The sequence below is a fragment of the Paraburkholderia nemoris genome, assembly GCF_905221015.1.
Taxonomy (GTDB): domain Bacteria; phylum Pseudomonadota; class Gammaproteobacteria; order Burkholderiales; family Burkholderiaceae; genus Paraburkholderia; species Paraburkholderia nemoris.
In genome coordinates this window covers 579,145-597,632 of the sequence record NZ_CAJNBO010000001.1, presented here as the reverse complement: position 1 = coordinate 597,632, position 18,488 = coordinate 579,145, and the positions used below count along the sequence as shown (strand labels likewise).

Below are 18,488 nucleotides of genomic sequence, written 5' to 3'. Positions count from 1 at the left end.
GACGCACGTATGGCTGCCGATCGTCAGGCACACGCATTGCTCACGCGGGGCGTCCGTTCATTGGGCGGTCACCGCGTGTTGCAACGCGGCGAAGCCAGGTATTTGTCGATGCAATTGGCAAGGATGAGCAGAGCACTCAGATGGGTCGGTTCCGGGCAGGTCCCAATTGGTCAGACGTAATGGGTGTAACGGGTCACGTGAGCCGCACACGTCGACGGCCGCGGGCCGTCGACGATGCAACTCGTTTCTGCACCTCAGCGTTGAGTTGAGATGCGTTCGCGTCGGCGTGTGAGCCGGCGCATTGTCATTTTTTCGGCGCGTCAGCCACCGGGCCGCTTTCTATCGGCGGCGCTTCCTTCTCGATCTCGTCGCGCGCCTGCTCCCAATACTCGTCAGGTGTGCCTTTCGGATCGCTCGCCTGCTGCCAAAGGTAGTAAGCGCGTGTGCGAATCTGTTCTTCCTGAGACGTTGCTTCCTGTTCCATTTGTGTTTCCTGTTCCATTTGATCACCCCTCGGTTGGAGCTGACGAAGACCGATATCGGTTGTACCGCGCGCCGGCCGGGGAAAACTCGTGGAAAACGACTGGCGCGCAGCTACCCGGAATCGAGCAAGCGCTATACCTGCTTGCTAGCGCTCGCGCCAGGCTCCTACCTCGTCACGTTCCCGCAGGAGGTTCGTTTTCGTCAGTGGTAAGTTGTTCTTCCAGGCGATCAAACACGCGTTGCGTCGCGTGGCTTGGCGCGTCGAGTGCGAACAGCAGCAATGAGCGGCCCGTCACCTGATACGCGTCGCCGGCGCTGAATTGCGGCAACTCGGCGCGCACCGGCATATTCGTATCCAGCAAACAGGTCCACTGATCACCCTCGGGAATGTCGGGCAGCGTGAAATTGACTACGTCGTGATGCGCGTTCAGTACCAGCAGCAAGGTCGCATCGGACGCGGGACGTCGAATGCCGCTCGCCTGAGCACGTCCGTCGATCACGAGGCCGAAGCAGCGCATCGACGGATCGTCCCACTGTTCCTGCGAAAGATCGGTCCCGTCCGGAGAAAGCCAACGCGCGTCGGTCACGTCGAGCGCCTCGTTATATTCGCCGCTGAGAAAACGCCCACGACGCAGTACCGGCAGACGATGACGCAGCGTCGTCAGATTCTTGACGAACTCGGTCAGTGCACGGCCGTCATCGTCGATGCCTTCCCAATCGACCCAGCTGATCTCGTTGTCCTGACAATATGCGTTGTTATTGCCCTTTTGCGTGCGGCCGAATTCGTCGCCCGCGAGGATCATCGGCGTGCCTTGCGAAAGCAGCAGCGTGGCCAGCAGATTGCGTTTCTGGCGCTCGCGTTGCTGCCGGATTTCCGGATCGTCCGTCGGCCCTTCGCTGCCCATGTTCCATGACTTGTTGTCTGAGTGGCCGTCATTGTTGTCTTCGCCGTTGGCCTCGTTGTGCTTGTCGTTGTACGAGACCATATCGTTGAGCGTGAAGCCGTCGTGCGCGGCGACGAAGTTGACGCTGGCCCACGGACGGCGCCCGCGATGGTTGAACTTGTCGCTCGAACCGGTCAGGCGTTTGGCGAGATCGGGGACCTCGCCTTCGTCGCCCTTCCAGTAGCCGCGCACCGTATCGCGAAAGCGATCGTTCCATTCGGCCCAGCCGGGCGGAAAGCCGCCCACCTGATAGCCGCCGGGACCGCAGTCCCACGGCTCGGCGACCAGCCGCACGGCGGAGAGCACCGGGTCCTGCCGGCAACTGTCGAGAAAGCCACCACCTTCGTCAAAGCCGTGCGGTTCACGGCCAAGAATCGTCGCCAGGTCGAAACGGAAACCGTCGACCTTCATCTCCGTCACCCAGTAGCGCAGGCTGTCGGTAACCATCTGCAGTACGCGTGGATGGGACAGATTAAGCGTGTTGCCCGTGCCGGTATCGTTGATGTAATAGCGCGGCTCGTCGGGCATCAGGCGATAGTAAGACGCGTTGTCGATGCCTTTGAAGGAGATCGTCGGACCACGCTCGTTGCCTTCCGCGGTGTGGTTGTAGACCACGTCAAGAATGACTTCGAGGTTGGCATTGTGAAAACGGTCCACCATCTCCTTGAATTCGCCGACCGAATCGATCGACGACGCGAAGAAGCGCGGGTCGGCCGCAAAGAAGCCGATCGTGTTGTAGCCCCAGTAGTTGGTGAGGCCTTTGTCGAGCAGATGGCTGTCGTTGACGAAGGTTTGAATCGGCATCAATTCGACCGACGTGACACCGAGGCTCCTGATGTAGTCGAGCACCACTTGCTGGCCGAGTCCCGCGAAGGTGCCACGCAAATTCTCCGGTACTTCGGGATGCCGTTTGGTAAAACCGCGCACGTGCGTTTCATAGAAGATCACGCGCTCCCAGGGCAGCGCATTGCGTTCCGGATGACTCCACGAAAAGTTGGCGTCGACCACCTTGCACTTCGGCACAAAGGGCGCGCTGTCGCGCTCGTCGAATGAGAGGTCGCCCTCCTCCGAATCGAGCGTATAGCCGAAAATTTCCGGCGCCCATTTGAGCTCGCCGATATGGGCTTTGGCGTAGGGGTCGAGCAGGAGTTTGTTCGGATTGAAACGATGTCCTTTTTCCGGTTCATAAGGACCATGGACCCGATAGCCGTACACCGCACCCGGTTTCAGATTCGGCACGAACACGTGCCAGACCTCGTCGGTGTACTCCGGAAGCTCGATGCGTTCGATCTCCGTCTCGCCGGTTTCGTCGAACAGACAGAGTTCGACCCTGGTTGCATGCGCTGAGAACAGCGCGAAGTTCACGCCGCTTCCGTTCCACGTCGCACCAAGCGGGAAAGGCGTGCCTTCCGCGATGCGCGTCGAATAGCTGGCTTGGGATGACATAGGGGTTCCTGTAAAAGCTGAGGGCGCTCGGATACGCGTTTTGAATGGGCAAGCTTGCTTCGTCAGCAAGTTATGGACCCGAGCGTTGCGCAACTGGAACGCAACGGAACAAGGCGTCCTTCAGGCAACTACGGAGAAACGCACGGACGTCGCAGTGCAAGCACAGCATACGATGCGTTCGCCGTGCATGGATGGAGACAGGAATGATGCGGACTAAAGAGCGTCCGCTTAACCGGTTAGCCGGTTAGCCGGTTAGCCGGTGAGAACTTCGCAGAGAAATTGACGCAACGGGCATGATCGCGCCGTCTTTACTGTGGTCCCACAGTATGCAACGCGGCTGCCGACTCGAGCACGCGCAAGAGGCGCTCCGGCGTCAGGGGTTTGGCACAATGCGCGTCGAAACCAGCGGCCTTGGCACGCACCTTGTCTTCGCGCGAAGCAAAAGCCGTACAGGCCACCAGCAGCATGTCCGAAGTCAATGGGTTGGCCCGCAGGCGGCGAGCCAGCTCAAGACCATCGAGGCCGGGCATCTTGATGTCGAGCAGAACCGCGAACGGCTGCCACTCACAGGCCATGCCGCACACGGCGAGCGGATCGCACAGCGCACGACACTCGAAGCCGTCGGCGTTCAGCAGCATCTGCAACGCTTCGGCCGCTTCGCGGTAATCGTCGACCACCAGCACGCGACGGTTTGATGCCATCGCATACTGAATAGTCCGCCAAACCACGACGTCATCGCTCTCGTCCATTCTGTCGTCGAACGTCACCCTGGTCTCCTGGCTTCTTTCTGGTGCCGCTTTCGGGCATCGAGGAAAATGCTTGCAAGATTCGCTCCCACTGCGCGGCAAGCGCTTATCGCTCGCAAGTATTCGCTTCGGTTTTCGCCACGCCGCGCCCGATCCGCCGCTGCACACGCGCTACCTCATCACCATACCGCACTGCGCGGACTGCCGCTTCCTGATTAATGCTGTCTTGACGCCTCCCAACACATCGTGCGCAAGCACGGGATATTGCGTTGAAGTACGGATCAAACGCACTTCCGCCGTGCATGCCGCCCTTGCTACGTGCATTGCGCATAGCTTCGTATTCACCATGACATCATCAGCCCGTTGTATACGAGCAAATATAGTCGCGGCGAGTTGGGGAAAACACTCAAATCCCGGATGGAGAAAAACGCGAAATTTTGTCGGAAAACGGCATCGTCTTGATAACCCTGCCTGCGGGTTATCCCGCACGGTGGTCGGGGCTGGCTGCGTTCTTGCTACGAATATGCGTAAGCGCTGAGACGGACTGCTTTCCAGCAAGCCCGATGACGCACACCGTGAGACGCCATGCCAACCATCATCGATGAGCACGCGCTGTATGTCGCGAAACATCCCGGCACGTTTGTGCTGCAGACGTTGAAAGCCTTCCGCGCGAACCAGGGTTTGCTGCTCGCGGGAGCGGTCGCTTATTACGCGTTATTGTCGATTGTGCCGCTGATGATTCTTATCGTGATCGTATTGTCACGGCTCGTGCCGCAGCACGTTCTGCTGGCAGCGCTGGGGCATCTGTTGCAGTGGCTGGTGCCGGGGCAATCCACTGCGCTGGTACGCGAGCTGGCCAATTTTCTGGCGCATCGCGCCGTGATCGGATGGGTTCTGTTGCTGACCATGATCTTTTTCAGTTCGCTCGCATTCACGGTGCTCGAGAACGCGATGTCGTTGATTTTCGTACACCGGGTGGTGGTGCGGCGACGACACTTTTTGCTCTCTGCGCTGCTGCCCTATTGCTACATCCTCTTTCTCGGCATTGGACTATTGATCGTGACGTTCGTGTCGAGCGGCCTTGAGGCTGTCGGGGCCGAGGGTGTCGAACTATTTGGCCTGCATGTTTCGTTGCAGGGCTTGTCGCGCGTGGTGTTGTATCTGCTCGGCCTCGCGGGCGAGATTTTTGTGTTGACGTCAATTTATATGGTCATGCCGGTTGGACGCCCTTCCCTCAAGCACGCACTGTTCGGTGGAATTGTTGCTGCCGTACTGTGGGAGATCACAAGGCATGTGCTGGTCTGGTATTTTGCAACGCTGTCGCAGGTCAGTGTGGTGTACGGTTCGCTGACCATGGCGATCGTGATCCTGTTCAGCCTGGAGTGGCTCGCTACCCTGCTTCTGTTCGGCGCGCAGGTGATTTCGCAATACGAACGATTCGGACTCGAGCCGGCTGAAGCACCACCGCAGGAAATCAAAACCGCGTGAGAGATATCGCACCCTTGCAGCCGCACATCACGCACGGCCCGACGGCAAGACTGCGGTAACATTGCCCCATTACATGCCGGGCCTGGCGTATCCACCGCTTGGGTCCGCAGGCCTCAGGACTCGGTAATGAGCATCAGCAAGCGCAACAACGTAAAAGTCTCCGGTTCCGGCCAACGGACCATGGTGATGGCGCACGGCTTTGGTTGCGATCAGAGCATGTGGCGTTACCTCGCACCGTCGTTCCATGGCGAATACAGAACAGTGATGTTCGACCTCGTCGGCAGCGGCGCTTCTGATCTGTCCGCGTACGACTTCGACAAGTACGGCTCGCTGAACGGCTATGCGGCCGACCTGATCGAGATCGTCAATGATGTCGCCGCCGAGGGGCCCGTGGTGTTCGTCGGCCACTCGGTAAGCGCCATGATCGGCCTGATCGCCGGTCTCGAAGCGCCAGATCTGTTTGCCGCGCACATCATGGTAGGCCCGTCGCCATGCTATGTGAATGACGGCGACTATGTCGGCGGCTTTTCGCGCGAAGATATCGAGGACCTGTTGCGCACGCTCGAAAGCAATTACCTCGGCTGGTCGAGCACGATGGCGCCGGCCATCATGGGCGCGCCCGAGCAGCCCGAACTCGGCATCGAACTGACCAACAGCTTCTGTCGCACCGATCCCGAGATCGCGCGGCACTTCGCCCGTGTCACGTTTCTCTCCGATCACCGCGCGATACTGCCGCGCATCGTCACGCCTGCGCTGATCCTGCAATGCAGCGACGACATCATCGCGCCGCGCTCGGTCGGCGAATACATGAAAAGAATGATGCCGGCCAGCACACTGCACGTCATCGAGAACGTCGGCCATTGTCCGCATCTGAGTTCTCCCAGTGCGAGCGCAGCGGCCATGCGCACCTTCCTCGAGCCGATGAGCCTGTAAGACAATGCAAAGCACGGACCGTCCGCTGCCGTCTGCCGATGTGTTGTTCGAGCACGCCGCCTGCGGCCTGCTCCTGACCGACACAGACGGCTGCATCCTGCGCGTGAACTCGACCTTCTGCGCCTGGCTCGGCTATCAAGCGGTTGAACTCGCCATAACGAAGCGCATTCAGGACCTTCTGACCACCGGCGGCAAAGTGTTCTACCAGACGCACTGGGCGCCGCTTCTGCAGATGCAAGGCTCGGTGGCCGAGGTCAAATTGAACATGATGCATCGCGACGGCCACACGGTGCCGATGCTGCTCAACGCCGTGCGTCGCAGTCACGGCGAAAGTAGTTACGTCGAAGTGGCAGTGCTGATTGTCGCGGATCGTCACAAGTACGAGCAGGAGTTGCTGCTTGCGCGCCGCAACGCGGAAGCCTCTGTCGCCGCGCATCAACTCGCGCAGAAAGAGTTGCAGGAAAGCCGTGACGTGCTGAGCCTCGCAATGCGCGGGGCACGCATGGGTGCATGGTCGCACGAGCCGAAGTCAGACAAATTCTGGTGGAGCCGCGAACTCGAAGCGCTCGCGGGCTACGCCGAGGGACGGTTTGCGAAAATGCCCAGCGGCTTTTTCGAACTGATTCATCCCGGCGATCTGATCGCGCTCAACGAGGCAGTCGATCATGCGGTGAAAAGCGGTGACGACTACGTCGCCGAATTCCGCTTCCTGCATGCAAGCGGCGACTGGTGCTGGATGGAAGGCCGCGGCCGCGCCACCTATAACAGTCAGGGCGAACCGCTGACAATTTACGGCCTCGGCATCGACATCACCGAGCGCAAGGATGCGCAGACCGTGCTGCTGCGTCAGGCGGCGATTTTCGAACACCTGAGCGACGCGCTCGTTATCACCGATCTGCGCGGCAACATCACCGATTTCAACGCCGGGGGCGAGCGCGTGCTGGGTTATCGCAGGCGCGAAGTTCTCGGCAAGCCGATCGCCATGTTTTATCCGCCGGAAGACGCGTTACGCATCCATCGGGAAGTGTTCGCCGCGCTCGCCGCTGACGGCACGTGGCGTCGCGAACTGACTTTCGTGCGGCGCGACGGCACTCGCGGGGTCTGCGAAACAGTGGTCAAGCCGCTGGCCAATGCGCGCGGCGACATCTATGGCGCGGTCAGCGTGAGCCGCGACATCACCGGGCGCAGGCGTGCCGAACAGCAATTGCAGCGGCTGAATCTGGAACTTTCAAAAGCCGATCGCCGCAAGGACGAATTTCTCGCCACGCTCGCGCATGAGCTGCGCAATCCACTCGCACCGATGCGCAACGTGCTCGAAATCCTGCGCCTTAAGGAATTCGCCGACCCGCAATTGAGCTGGTCTCGCGACGTGTTCGACCGGCAATTGCAACACATGACGCATCTGGTCGACGATCTGTTGGAAGTGTCGCGCATCACCCAGGGCAAGCTCGAGTTGCGCAAGCAGCGGCTCGAACTCGCGCGTGCGATGCAATCCGCCATGGAGGCGGCGCAGCCCACCGTGCAGGCGTCGGCGCATCATCTGAGCATGACGCTGCCGCGCGAGCCACTCTATCTCGACGCCGATCCCACGCGCCTGTCACAGATGATCCTGAACCTGCTGAACAATGCCGCCAAGTACACGCCGCCCAGCGGCAGCATCTCGCTCGCTGCGGAGCGCGAAGGCGATGAAGCCGTGATCGTCGTACGCGATTCCGGCATCGGCATTCCGCGCGAGCATCTGGACAGCGTGTTCGAGATGTTCTCGCAACTCGCTCCGGCGCTGGAGCGCTCGCAAGGCGGTCTCGGTATCGGTCTCGCGTTGGTGCGCGGCCTCGCCGAACTGCACGGCGGTACGGTCGCCGCATTCAGCAGCGGTCCTGGCAGCGGCAGCGAGTTCGTGATCCGGCTGCCGCTATCGAAAGCGACCCCGCAGCCGGAGAATGTGCCGGCCGAGATGCCACGCACGGCGGGCTTGCGCGTCGTGATCGTCGACGACAACGCGGACGCCGCCGATAGTCTCGCCATGGTGCTCGAACTCGAAGGCCACGAGGTGCGCACAGCCGGCGACGGCATCGCCGGGCTGGAGCTGATCGGCGAATTTGCGCCGCAGGCGGTGATTCTCGATATCGGCTTGCCGCGCCTGAACGGCTATGAATTGGCGCGGCGCATTCGCCACGAGCATCATGACGCCGGCATTCTGCTGATCGCCGTTACCGGCTGGGGTCAGCAGCAGGACAAGCAGACCGCTGAAGAAGCGGGCTTCGACCATCACTTCACCAAGCCTGTCGATCCGCGGGAATTACAACGCGTATTGAACCGCTAACGGACGGAAACTTCAGCCTATGCTCGATGAAGCTCACGTAGTCAGTGCCCTCGCCGCGCGCGACATCGTTCCCGATGCAACCCAACGCGATGCCATCGCGGCGCTCGTCACGTTACTGGGCGCAAATGGAACAAGCGGGCCAAACGGGAGCCGCGCAAAGCCCGGCTCCACGCCGGCACATCAGGGCGTCTACTGCCACGGCTTGCCCGGTCGGGGCAAAAGCCTGGTGGTCGACACGGTATTCGAGCTGGCAAGCTGCCGGAAGCGGCGCCTGCATTTCCACGAATTTCTGCGCGAGATGAACCGGCGTCTGGTGAATGAGCCGCGTGGCGACGACCGGCTGGGTTCGGTCTCGCGACAATGGCTCGACGGCGTGGAGCTGCTGTGCTTCGACGAATTTCACGTGCACGATATCGCCGACGCGTTCCTGATGGGCCGGTTTCTCGATACCGCGATCGGCCTGGGCACGCGCATCGTGCTCACCTCGAACTATGCACCGGACGCGCTGCTGTCCGACCCGGAGTTTCACGAGCGCTTCCTGCCGACGATCGAACAGATCAAACGTTGCTTCACGGTGATTCACTTCGACGGCGCACGCGATTACCGTTTCGGCGGCGAAGAAGCCGCGCTGTCGCACTTTTTTGCGCCGCTCGACGCGGCAACCGGCGACGCGCTTCTGCAAATTTTCGAGCGCTATGAAGGCAACGAGACGCTGGAGCCTGCCACCGTCAGCGCGGCAGGCCGGCCGCTCGCCGCACACGCCGCGGGTGCCGCCTTGCTATGGGCGGACTTCGAAAACCTGTGCGTGGCGAGCCGTTCGCACCTTGACTACCTGGACCTCGCCGAGCATTGGCACGGTCTGATTCTCGACCAGGTGCGCACTGAGTGGCTTGCCCAGGCGCATACGCTGCAGCGGCTCATATGGCTTGTCGATATCTTCTACGACCGCAAATGCGCGCTGTTCATCGCGTCGGATCAGCCGATCGAGGCGGCGCTGAGTGGACTCGAAGGCGCACACGATCTGTCGAGAACGCTGAGCAGGCTCGCCGAAATGCAATCGCGCGGCTATCGCAGCACGCTCGACAACACGGCGGGCAAGACTGAGATTGCCGCCGCGCAGACAGTCGTGCAGACGGTCGCTCAACCATGACAGCGGTGTGAACGACCCTCTGCAAACAAACGCTACGCCTTGCCGCTCTTGGCCTTCACTCGCGCAATCTGCTGCTTCGCCGCGTCATATACATGGTCTGGCGTGAAGCCAAACTTCTTCTTCAGATCGGCGAGCGGCGCGGACGCGCCGAACGTATGCATCACCACCTGCGCGCCGAGCCGACCGACATAGCGATCCCAACCCAGCGTTCCTGCCTGCTCGACGGCCACGCGCGCATCCACATCGGGCGGCAACACGGAATCCTGATAGGCCTCACCCTGTAGCTCGAAGAGGTCCCACGACGGCATCGACACCACCCGCGCCGCGATCCCTTCACTCTTGAGCTTCTCGTAGACGTCGGCGCATAGTGACAATTCGCTGCCCGTGGTGAGCAGAATCACTTCAGGCTTCTGCCCGTCAGGCGCATCGGCAAGCACATAAGCGCCCTTCTGCACACCTTTCGCCGACGCATAGCGCGTGCGGTCCAGGGTCGGCAAGGCCTGACGCGACACGATGATGCACGACGGCCGCCGCGGATGCGACATCGCCACGCGCCACGCTTCGGCGACTTCATTCGCGTCGCCCGGGCGCAGCACGGTCAGTCCTGGCACGCCACGCAGCGAAGCCAGTTGCTCGATCGGCTGATGGGTCGGACCATCTTCGCCGACGCCGATCGAATCGTGCGTGAACACGTAGATCGCCGGCACTTCCATGATTGCGGAAAGACGAATCGGCGGCTTCATGTAGTCGCTGAAAATCAGGAAGGTCGAGCCGAACGGCCGCATATTCGACAACGCGAGCCCGTTCACGGCCGCGCCCATGCCGTGCTCGCGAATCCCGAAGTGCAGGTTGCATCCGCCATAGTTGTCGGCTTCGAAACTGCCGGCGCCTTCGAATTTCAGATTCGTTTTGGTGGACGGCGAGAGATCGGCCGCACCGCCGATCATCCAGGGCACACGCGCGGCAATCGCGTTGAGCACCTTGCCTGAGGAATCGCGCGAGGCGATGCCCTTCGGATCGGCATCGAACGTGGGGATGCCGCTGTCCCAGCCCTCCGGCAATTCGTGCGCTTCCATCTGCGCGAATTCGCGTGCCAGTTCCGGGTATTGCTTGTTGTATGCGTCGTACTTCGCGAGCCATGCCTCGCGCGCCGCCTTGCCGCGCGCGCCGATACCCTGCGCGAAGCGTTCATGTACGCCGTCCGGCACGTAGAAGAACTTGTCTTCGGGCCAGCCATAGAACTTCTTGGTCAGCGCCACTTCTTCGACACCGAGCGCCTCGCCGTGCGCGGCGGACGTGTCCTGCTTGTGCGGCGCGCCCCAGCCGATGATGCTGTGGACCACGATCAGCGTCGGCCTGTCCGTGATGCTTTTCGCTTCAACAAACGCGGCTTCGAGCGCCGCGGCGTCGTTGGCGTCGTTCACATGCAGCGTGTGCCAGTTGTAGCCACGGAACCGGCTCTCCACGTCGTCGCTATAAGCGAGGTCGGTGTGGCCCTCAATGGTGATGCGGTTGCTGTCGTAGATCCAGATGAGATTCGACAGCTTCAGATGCCCTGCCAGCGACGCCGCTTCGTGCGAGATGCCTTCCATCATGTCGCCGTCGCCGCATAGCGCGTAGACGCGGTAATCGAACAGCGGCGCATCGGGTTTGTTGAAGTGGCTCTCGTGCCAGCGTGCCGCCATCGCCATGCCGACGCTATTGCCCAGCCCCTGGCCGAGCGGCCCGGTGGTCGTCTCCACGCCGGTGGTCATACGGTATTCGGGGTGGCCAGGCGTGTTGCTGTCGAGCTGGCGGAAATGTTCGATGTCGTCGAGCGAGACGGCGGGTGAACCGGTCGGCTTGCCGTCGTGGTCCACGGCCTTGACGTTCGCCAGATGCAACAGCGAATACAACAGCATCGACGCGTGCCCCACCGAGAGCACGAAGCGGTCGCGATTCGGCCACAGTGGCTCGTCCGGATCATAAACAAGGTGGTTTTGCCACAGATGGTAGGCGACCGGCGCCAAGGCCATCGGCGTGCCGGGGTGACCGGAATTGGCCTTTTGCACAGCGTCCATCGACAGCGTGCGAATCGTGTTGATGCACAACTGATCGAGGGCGGGATCGTTTTGCATGGGGACACTCCTTGTTCGGCGGTTGGAGGCATCGCCGGGACGCGTATTGAATCGGCGTGGTCGGCGACCGGTGTTCGTCTGGAAGAACGTGGAAGAACGCTTGAGGACCACAAGGCTCATCGATGATGCGCCGATGCGCGTAAATCTGCACGGCGCGTTACATCCTGTGCCGCGTTGTGCTGATGATTGGAGGTAGTTCTTTCAAACGGCTTGCGGCTTTACCTGGCGCGTTACTTTTCGGGGGCCGCACGGTCGGCGGCCACAATCTCGCGGCCGTAGTCGATTGCCGCGCGGCGCGCCTCGTCGGCGGTCGCGTATGGGCCAATCTCCGGCGCGCCATCGAATGGAAACAGAATCCGCCTGTCGGCTTTTCTGACGACCTTCAATCCACCTATGTAACGGCCGTCGCCTGTTCCGTGATAGCTGGCGTAAATCTCGAAGTCGTCGTCAACCACGTCGGCCTTATGTCGCGCCATGTTTATATCCCTTATCCCTGTACCTCTGCTCCGGTGCGCCAATGCGAATGGCAGCATGCGTACCGGCGTCCAGCAATACCTGTTCCACCCGAAACGGGATTAGCTCAGCGAAATTGGGAGGGGAAGTAAAACAGCCAGCACTGGAAATCCGGTGAACCCGGTTCCAGTGCGCCTGGGCAAATCGGCATGCGGTTGTTGATACCGCGACGGGTTGCGGCAGCCGTCGCATGGATGGCCGTTACGAACGTACCGCTAAAGCCGCATTAAAACTGATGCAGCATCCCGACATACGCGCCGGTTTGCGATTCGCCCGCAAGTGGACTCGTGTTATTGGTGGCATCGCGCGGCGACGCTTCAAGCGAAAAATTCGAGTTGCTGCCGTTGCGCACGTAGCCCACCGTGCCGTACACGAAAGTCCGCTTCGAGAGGTTATAGGTGGTGCCGAGCACGTACATCATCGCGTGGCCGGACGGATCGTGCGCGGCATCGCTGCCGCCGTCGCCGACATGGATGTAATAGCCGCCCGCCGTCACCGCCCAGCGCGACTGGATGTTGTACGTCGCGCCGAGCCAGTAGTGATCGGCACTGTCGGCCACGCCCACCGGTGAATCCGGCGCCGAGTAATGCGTATACGCGCCCTGGATCTTCCACGCATCGAAATGCACATTCGCACCGGCAAAATATTCGCGCGAGGCCTGGAAGACGTTGGTGAAGCGGCCGTTGCTGTCACGCAGTTCGTCGTAGATGCCGCGCACGTCGAAGAGCGGCGAGTGATACGTCAGCATGATGCCGTCGGAGCGGCCAAACTCGCCCGATGCACCGCTGTTGAATGCGCCCGCCTGATTGCCGAAGGCGTATTGCGCCTGCACGTCGAAGCCCCAGAACACCGGGCTGTGATACTCGACATTGTTGCTGGTCTGCTGCCAGTTGCGTCCGCGCACGAGCGATGCCGACGAAAATGCCTCCTGCACGAACGGGTCGAATTCCCACACGCCGTCGCTATCGATAAACAGATTGCGCCCGGCCTGCAGCGTGCCCCATTGCTCGCTCTTCAGGCCGACGAAAGCACGCCGTGACCACAACCGTCCGCCACCTGTAGTGCCGTTCATGATTTGCAGACCGGTTTCGAGGTTGAGGATCGCATTCAGGCCGCCGCCCAGATCTTCATTGCCTTTGAGGCCCAGCATACTGGTGCCCCAATCGCCGCCTTCAGCGCTCCAACGGGTCGAACTGCCGCCCGCGCCATTATTGATGTGATTCAGGTATTCCACGCCGCCGTCGAGACGGCCATATAACGACACGCTGGTTTGACCATAGGCCAGCGGACTGATTACCGCCAGCGCGGCCACTAATTTTGTATGTAGTCTCATCATTGTTTTGCCGTGAGTTTCTTCTGTCGAGAATAGAATGTTGTAAAACTACACGTTTCGCGCACGAACTATAGGTGATCGGTGCTTGCTGGCCTATCCGTTTGACGCAATAAGCATTTGCGGACTGCGCGCCCGGCATTGAAAATCCGCAGTGGAATTGGCGCGCCTCAAAAGAAATCCTCATCGATGAGATCGAAAGGTACTCACGATAAGATAGTCGGTCATTCGGCATCAGCCAAATAGAAACGCATTGATCGTTTGCCCATTCATCCTTTGCCACTCGCCATGAACGTGCCTGAACTGACCGAAGACGAAAACCTTGGCCTGTACCAACGTGCGACGGAGAACGGCGCGGAATGGTGGCGCGTCAGCGTGGCGGACCGGCCGGAAAACTATCGGCTCGAACATGGCGTCGATGACGGCAACGGCACCGGATCGGTCGATATCGATCTGGTGGTCGACGCGGAAAACCTGCGCGCGAAGCTGAAGAAATGGCGCCGCGAAGGCTTTGCGATCGATACGCCCGATGCCGCGGACGAAGCAGGCGCGGCAGAGCGCGTGGCCTTCATGCCGGAGTTGCAGCGCGTTGCGGCGCTGGCCTCGGCGGCGAAGCGTCATTCGCAGGTTGAGGGCGCGGGCGAAACGGTGCGCATCGGTCGTGTCGACGTGCCCTGCGGCGTCGACAATCCGCTCGTGCCGCGCGTCAATCCGGCCTATCTGTTTTCCGAGCGCTTTAACGACATCGTCGAAGACATCGTGGAGAACCGGCGCGTCATGCTGATCGGCCACACCGGCGCCGGCAAGACCAGCCTGATCGAACAGGTTGCCGCGCGCTCGCATCACGGCGTGTTGCGCTCGAACATGAATGGGCAAACCACCGTCGGCGATTTTGTCGGCTTCTGGACGGTCAAGGGTGGCGAGACGATCTGGGTGGACGGCGTGCTGCCCACGGCGATGCGCGAGGGCCTTTGGCTGATCGTCGATGAAATCGATTTCGCCGAACCGTCGATTCTCGCCGCCCTCACCGCCGTGCTCGAACCGCACGGCCGCCTCGTGCTGAAAGAGAAAGGCAATGAGATCGTCGCGCCGCATCCCGCGTTCCGGCTGTTTGCTACCGCGAATGCGGTCGGTGCGATGAGCCAGTTCCGTCATCTGTATCAGGGCGCGAATCTGATGAACGAGGCGTTTCTCGATCGCTGGCGCGTCTATATGCTGGACTATCTGACGCCCGCCGAAGAAGCCGACGTGCTGATGCGCACCCTCGCCCCGCATATGCCACGCGCGCTCGCCACCACCCTCGCCGCAATCGCCGCCGACTGCCGCGCGGCGTTCGCCCGCGAAGACCTGTCGAGCGCATTCTCCACGCGGCGCCTGCTCGACTGGGCCGAGTTGATGCTGCGCACCGGCGACCCCGAACGTGCCGCTGGCCCTGCGATCTATGCGAAGGTCAGTCCCGAAGACGCGGCGCTGATTCGCGGCATCGTTCGTCATCACATTGCGCCGGCCGCCTGACGCTAAGTGACCACAACGCGCTGACCACGACACGCACCATGAACGCCATGCACCCAATGCGCGACACGCGAGGCTTCGCGTTTGAATCGACGCTCAGCAAAGTGGCGCGCGTGCTGACCGGGCAATACGGCGTGACGGTCGCCTTCAGTCCGGATGGGCCGCGTGTGGAACCCGGCCGCATCGTGATTCCCGATTACGAGTTGAGCGGCGGCGTCGAGCGCGACGTGCTGATCGGCTATCTGGATCTGCTGGTGGCACGCGCCAAGCATTCGTCGCTCGCACAGATGGACGCGTTGCCGCCGGGCGTGGCGGCGAATCTCGCGCAGGTGATCGAGGATCGCCGCGTCTGCGTACAACTGCTCGACGAGTATCCGGGCGCGCGCTGGTTCATCGGCAAACTGCGTGTGCATGCCGCCGAGCGGGCGCGGCAGCGCTGGCCGAAGCTGCATTGGCGCGACCGGCTGGTCTGGCTGGTGGAGCGCGCGCTATGGGACGAACAGCCGACCCGGACCGAAGCGAGCCATTCCCTGCTGGCCGCGCTGCACGCTGCCCAGGATCTGCTGGACGAGTCGCGCGGAAGCCGTTCCACCGCGCATAGCATTGCTGCAGCGCAGGCCCTGGTGGCGCGCGTGCGGGCTTTGTCGGCAGGCGATGTCAACAGCATGGTGTTCACCGCGGATCCGGTTGAGGACATCGATACGGAGACCGCCGCGTCGTCCTCGGCGCCACTCAACGATGACGACACGGCCCTGCCCGACCAGGACAACGCGGCCTCACCGCCCTCCGATAAAAGCGGTGGCGCGCAAGCGGAAAATGCGGTGGGCATGGGGCAATCGCTAGCCGATGCGCAGCAAGCGTCGGCACGTTCCGAAGGCGAAGCCGGCGTGGTGCCAGACACCACCCGCGCGCGACTATCGATTCCTCTCGCCACCGAATTCGACGAGATCACCGACGTCACCGGTCAAGGCGACAGCGCGACATGGCGCGAGCTTCGCGCGCAGGCCCGGGCGGACACCGCGCCGCTCAAGGAGAAACTGGAACGTGCGCTGAGCGCCGACGAGCGCACCCGTTGGCGCCGCGAACAGGAACGCGGCGAGATCGACCGCACCGCGCTCGCCAAACTGGCGACCTCGCCCGGTTACCGCACGCCGTTTCGCACGCAGCGGGCTGCCAAAGGGCGCGACGTTGCCGTGAGTTTGCTGATCGATCGCAGCGGTTCGATGGCCGGGCGCAAGATCGAGCTCGCGCGCCTGTGCGCGACCGCGCTGTGCGATGCGCTGACGCAGTTGTCGTTCGACTGCGAAGTGCTCGGTTATTGCTCGCTCGAATCCGGGCCGATGAAGCAACTGTTTGAGCGGCAACTCGCGGCCGGCGCGGATATGCAGCGCTATAACCGCTTTGTCGAGCGACTCGATCTGAAAGTCTATAAACGCTTTGGCGCGATCGATCCAAGCGGGATCGCCACGATCGATTGCGGTCACGAGAATCCGGACGGTGAGGCGCTCGCCTGGGCGGCAACGCGGCTCGCAGATCATCAAGCCGAGCGGCGCATCCTGATCGTGTTCTCCGACGGCTATCCGTCGACCGGCGACGGCGATCCGCAGGTATTACGCCACGATCTGCGCGAACGCGTCGCGGCGATCCAGAAGCGCGGCATCGAACTGCTGGGGATCGGCGTGCTGACCGATGCGGTCGAGGACTTCTATCCTCACAACGTGGTGGTGAGCCGCCTGGCCGAATTGCCGTCGACGGTCTTCTCGGTGTTGAGTTCGATGCTGCTGACGCGCTAACGCGCCTACGCCAGTTGCGGCTTGAACGGATACTGATCGATCTCCCCGCCCCGCGCGACCACGGCCGTGCTCTCCGGAATCTCCTCCCACCAGCCCGGCAAATCCGACAGCGGTTCCGATAACACCAGGAAGGCGTCTTCGCCGGCCGTCGCGATGCGCGGATCGTCCGGATACAGTTCATGCAGATGGTGAAACGAAGTGCTGTGGAAGAGCGAACGCGACTGCCCTTCGCTCGAATAGCGAACCGCGACGATCTGCTCGCCGTCGGTGGCGCATACGGTCATGTTCAGCGGCTCATCGACACCGTGTTTGCGCCCAATGTCCTCGACAAAACCTACCATCCGCTCGAGCGCGGTAACCGGCGCGAGTTCGAGACCGAAGGTCAGCGCGAGGAAAAACAGCACCTCGGAATCCGTCGAACCTTCGATTGACGGGAAAAGCTCGGGATCGATCGCCAGCATCAGATCGCGGCGTACCAGCGGAAAGTTACGCACCAGCCCGTTATGCATGAAGAGCCACCGCCCGTACCGGAACGGATGACAGTTGGACTCCTGCGAGGGCGTGCCGGTGGCCGCCCGGATGTGCGCGACGAACAGCGGCGCACGGATCGCCCGCGCCGCCTCGCGCAGATTGCGGTCGCTCCACGCGGGGTGGATGCAGCGATAGCGAAACGGGATGTCGGTGGGCTGACCGTACCAGCCGATGCCGAAGCCATCGCCGTTCGTGGTGGTCTGGCCGAGCCGCGAATGCAGGCTCTGGTCGATCAGGGAGTGTTTGGCGTTGAACAGCACCGTTTCGAGTTGCAGCGCGTTACCGGTATAAGCGAGCCAGCGGCACATGAGTTCCCCTCCGGTTGCGACGAATTGCGACGAGATGTCTGACGAACCTCGCACAGCTCACACTGCCTCGAGCAGGCTCGCGTGCCGCCGACCGCTATTTGACCACGGGTTGCAGCTGTGCGATCGGTGTCAGGAACTCCGAAAAACCGGTTAGGATAATCTGCACGCCAATGCACAGCAGCAGAAACGACGAGACGCGCATGGCGACCTTGGTGCCGTCCACGCCGAGATACTTGGCGAACACCACCGCCCGGCTGTAGATCAGATACACGGTGGCCGCCACCAGCAACGAGATCACCACCGACGCGATGCTCGACAGCACGAACGCCGAGAGCTTATGCGTGCGGTTCGCGGTCAGCGCGACCGCGGTAGCGATCGAACCCGGCCCGGTAGTGAGCGGAATGGTGAGTGGGAAGAACGCCTTCGACATGGCGTTGTCCGCGTCCACGCGCTTGACCGCCGGCTGTTCGGCCGGTTGCGTGTCGGGCGCGTTGAGCATCTGCCAGCCGCCGACGGCAACCGCCAGGCCCCCGCCGATGCGCAAGGCCTCCATGGAGATGCCGAAGAAATGAAGAATCGGGGTGCCGACAAAGAAAGCGACAAGCAGCACGCACATGACGTTGAAGGCGATTTTTTTGGCGAGCGCCGTGCGGTCTTCCGTGGTGAGCGATGCGGTCCGGTCGAGAAAGACGAACGCCATGCCGATTGGGTTGATGATGCTGATCAGCCCGGTGAAGCCAAAGAGAATGTCCGAGATCAGACTTTCGACCATATGCGATCCGTTTCGGGCAGCGGCGCGGGCGGGCTGATCGACTGACTGCCCACCGGCGCGCCACGCCAGGTTGAAGTGCCGGACGCCTTCGGGCGGTCC

The 18,488-nt window shown here is 61.8% G+C and carries 14 protein-coding genes; 6 read left to right on the top strand and 8 right to left on the bottom strand.

The annotated features are described in order from the left end of the window. Positions 1–304: 304 nt before the first annotated feature. From KHO33_RS02620 to KHO33_RS02610, 3 genes are all read right to left on the bottom strand, one after another. Positions 305–484 carry a DUF2934 domain-containing protein gene (locus tag KHO33_RS02620; RefSeq protein ID WP_054035481.1) on the bottom strand — a complete coding sequence of 60 codons (180 nt, stop codon included), beginning with the start codon at positions 482–484 and terminating at the stop codon, positions 305–307. Between the two features lie 172 nt (positions 485–656). Further along, on the bottom strand, positions 657–2,873 hold the full coding sequence (glgX, locus tag KHO33_RS02615; protein ID WP_200561696.1) for a glycogen debranching protein GlgX: 2,217 nt from the start codon (positions 2,871–2,873) through the stop codon (positions 657–659). 308 nt (positions 2,874–3,181) lie between these two features. Continuing rightward, complete coding sequence (locus tag KHO33_RS02610; protein ID WP_175051437.1) at positions 3,182–3,640, bottom strand: response regulator; 459 nt, start codon at positions 3,638–3,640, stop codon at positions 3,182–3,184. A gap of 564 nt (positions 3,641–4,204) precedes the next feature. Here KHO33_RS02610 and KHO33_RS02605 point away from each other — a divergent pair. The 4 genes from KHO33_RS02605 to zapE all read left to right on the top strand — a co-directional run bounded on the left by KHO33_RS02605 (position 4,205) and on the right by zapE (position 9,513). Beyond that, positions 4,205–5,107: a YihY/virulence factor BrkB family protein gene (locus KHO33_RS02605; protein ID WP_200561698.1), complete on the top strand. Its 903-nt coding sequence runs from the start codon at positions 4,205–4,207 to the stop codon at positions 5,105–5,107. A 126-nt stretch (positions 5,108–5,233) separates the two neighbouring features. After that, positions 5,234–6,040 carry an alpha/beta fold hydrolase gene (locus tag KHO33_RS02600; protein ID WP_200561700.1) on the top strand — a complete coding sequence of 269 codons (807 nt, stop codon included), beginning with the start codon at positions 5,234–5,236 and terminating at the stop codon, positions 6,038–6,040. A gap of 4 nt (positions 6,041–6,044) precedes the next feature. Beyond that, complete coding sequence (locus KHO33_RS02595; protein WP_200561702.1) at positions 6,045–8,363, top strand: hybrid sensor histidine kinase/response regulator; 2,319 nt, start codon at positions 6,045–6,047, stop codon at positions 8,361–8,363. A gap of 19 nt (positions 8,364–8,382) precedes the next feature. After that, positions 8,383–9,513, top strand: a complete 1,131-nt coding sequence (gene zapE / locus KHO33_RS02590) for a cell division protein ZapE (RefSeq protein WP_200561704.1) — start codon at positions 8,383–8,385, stop codon at positions 9,511–9,513. Between the two features lie 32 nt (positions 9,514–9,545). On the opposite strand, the gene tkt is transcribed toward zapE, so the two are convergent. From tkt to KHO33_RS02575, 3 genes are all read right to left on the bottom strand, one after another. Continuing rightward, entirely contained in the window at positions 9,546–11,630 is a 2,085-nt protein-coding gene (gene tkt / locus KHO33_RS02585) for a transketolase (protein ID WP_200561706.1), read from the bottom strand. 230 nt (positions 11,631–11,860) lie between these two features. Next, a complete protein-coding gene (locus KHO33_RS02580; protein ID WP_093644253.1) occupies positions 11,861–12,106 on the bottom strand; it encodes a DUF6723 family protein in 246 nt (81 codons plus the stop codon). A 263-nt stretch (positions 12,107–12,369) separates the two neighbouring features. Then, positions 12,370–13,476, bottom strand: a complete 1,107-nt coding sequence (locus KHO33_RS02575; RefSeq protein ID WP_200562269.1) for a porin — start codon at positions 13,474–13,476, stop codon at positions 12,370–12,372. A gap of 285 nt (positions 13,477–13,761) precedes the next feature. Here KHO33_RS02575 and KHO33_RS02570 point away from each other — a divergent pair, with 285 nt between their 5' ends. Together KHO33_RS02570 and KHO33_RS02565 are read left to right on the top strand one after the other, a co-directional pair. After that, positions 13,762–14,988, top strand: coding sequence for an AAA family ATPase (locus KHO33_RS02570; protein ID WP_200562272.1), 1,227 nt, complete (start codon positions 13,762–13,764; stop codon positions 14,986–14,988). Positions 14,989–15,026: 38 nt separating this feature from the next. Next, entirely contained in the window at positions 15,027–16,778 is a 1,752-nt protein-coding gene (locus KHO33_RS02565) for a cobaltochelatase CobT-related protein (RefSeq protein ID WP_200561708.1), read from the top strand. A 5-nt stretch (positions 16,779–16,783) separates the two neighbouring features. Here KHO33_RS02565 and KHO33_RS02560 read toward each other — a convergent pair whose 3' ends face one another. Then, positions 16,784–17,617, bottom strand: a complete 834-nt coding sequence (locus KHO33_RS02560) for a class II glutamine amidotransferase (protein ID WP_200561710.1) — start codon at positions 17,615–17,617, stop codon at positions 16,784–16,786. A 94-nt stretch (positions 17,618–17,711) separates the two neighbouring features. Then, positions 17,712–18,389, bottom strand: a complete 678-nt coding sequence (locus tag KHO33_RS02555) for a MarC family protein (RefSeq protein WP_200561711.1) — start codon at positions 18,387–18,389, stop codon at positions 17,712–17,714. Positions 18,390–18,488 lie beyond the last annotated feature (99 nt).

Coding starts and splice junctions, on each gene's coding strand:
- KHO33_RS02620 (WP_054035481.1), bottom strand. CDS start 484: ATGGAACAGGAAGCAACGTCTCAGGAAGAACAGATTCGCACACGCGCT.
- glgX (WP_200561696.1), bottom strand. CDS start 2,873: ATGTCATCCCAAGCCAGCTATTCGACGCGCATCGCGGAAGGCACGCCT.
- KHO33_RS02605 (WP_200561698.1), top strand. CDS start 4,205: ATGCCAACCATCATCGATGAGCACGCGCTGTATGTCGCGAAACATCCC.
- KHO33_RS02600 (WP_200561700.1), top strand. CDS start 5,234: ATGAGCATCAGCAAGCGCAACAACGTAAAAGTCTCCGGTTCCGGCCAA.
- KHO33_RS02595 (WP_200561702.1), top strand. CDS start 6,045: ATGCAAAGCACGGACCGTCCGCTGCCGTCTGCCGATGTGTTGTTCGAG.
- zapE (WP_200561704.1), top strand. CDS start 8,383: ATGCTCGATGAAGCTCACGTAGTCAGTGCCCTCGCCGCGCGCGACATC.
- tkt (WP_200561706.1), bottom strand. CDS start 11,630: ATGCAAAACGATCCCGCCCTCGATCAGTTGTGCATCAACACGATTCGC.
- KHO33_RS02580 (WP_093644253.1), bottom strand. CDS start 12,106: ATGGCGCGACATAAGGCCGACGTGGTTGACGACGACTTCGAGATTTAC.
- KHO33_RS02575 (WP_200562269.1), bottom strand. CDS start 13,476: ATGAGACTACATACAAAATTAGTGGCCGCGCTGGCGGTAATCAGTCCG.
- KHO33_RS02570 (WP_200562272.1), top strand. CDS start 13,762: ATGAACGTGCCTGAACTGACCGAAGACGAAAACCTTGGCCTGTACCAA.
- KHO33_RS02565 (WP_200561708.1), top strand. CDS start 15,027: ATGAACGCCATGCACCCAATGCGCGACACGCGAGGCTTCGCGTTTGAA.
- KHO33_RS02560 (WP_200561710.1), bottom strand. CDS start 17,617: ATGTGCCGCTGGCTCGCTTATACCGGTAACGCGCTGCAACTCGAAACG.
- KHO33_RS02555 (WP_200561711.1), bottom strand. CDS start 18,389: ATGGTCGAAAGTCTGATCTCGGACATTCTCTTTGGCTTCACCGGGCTG.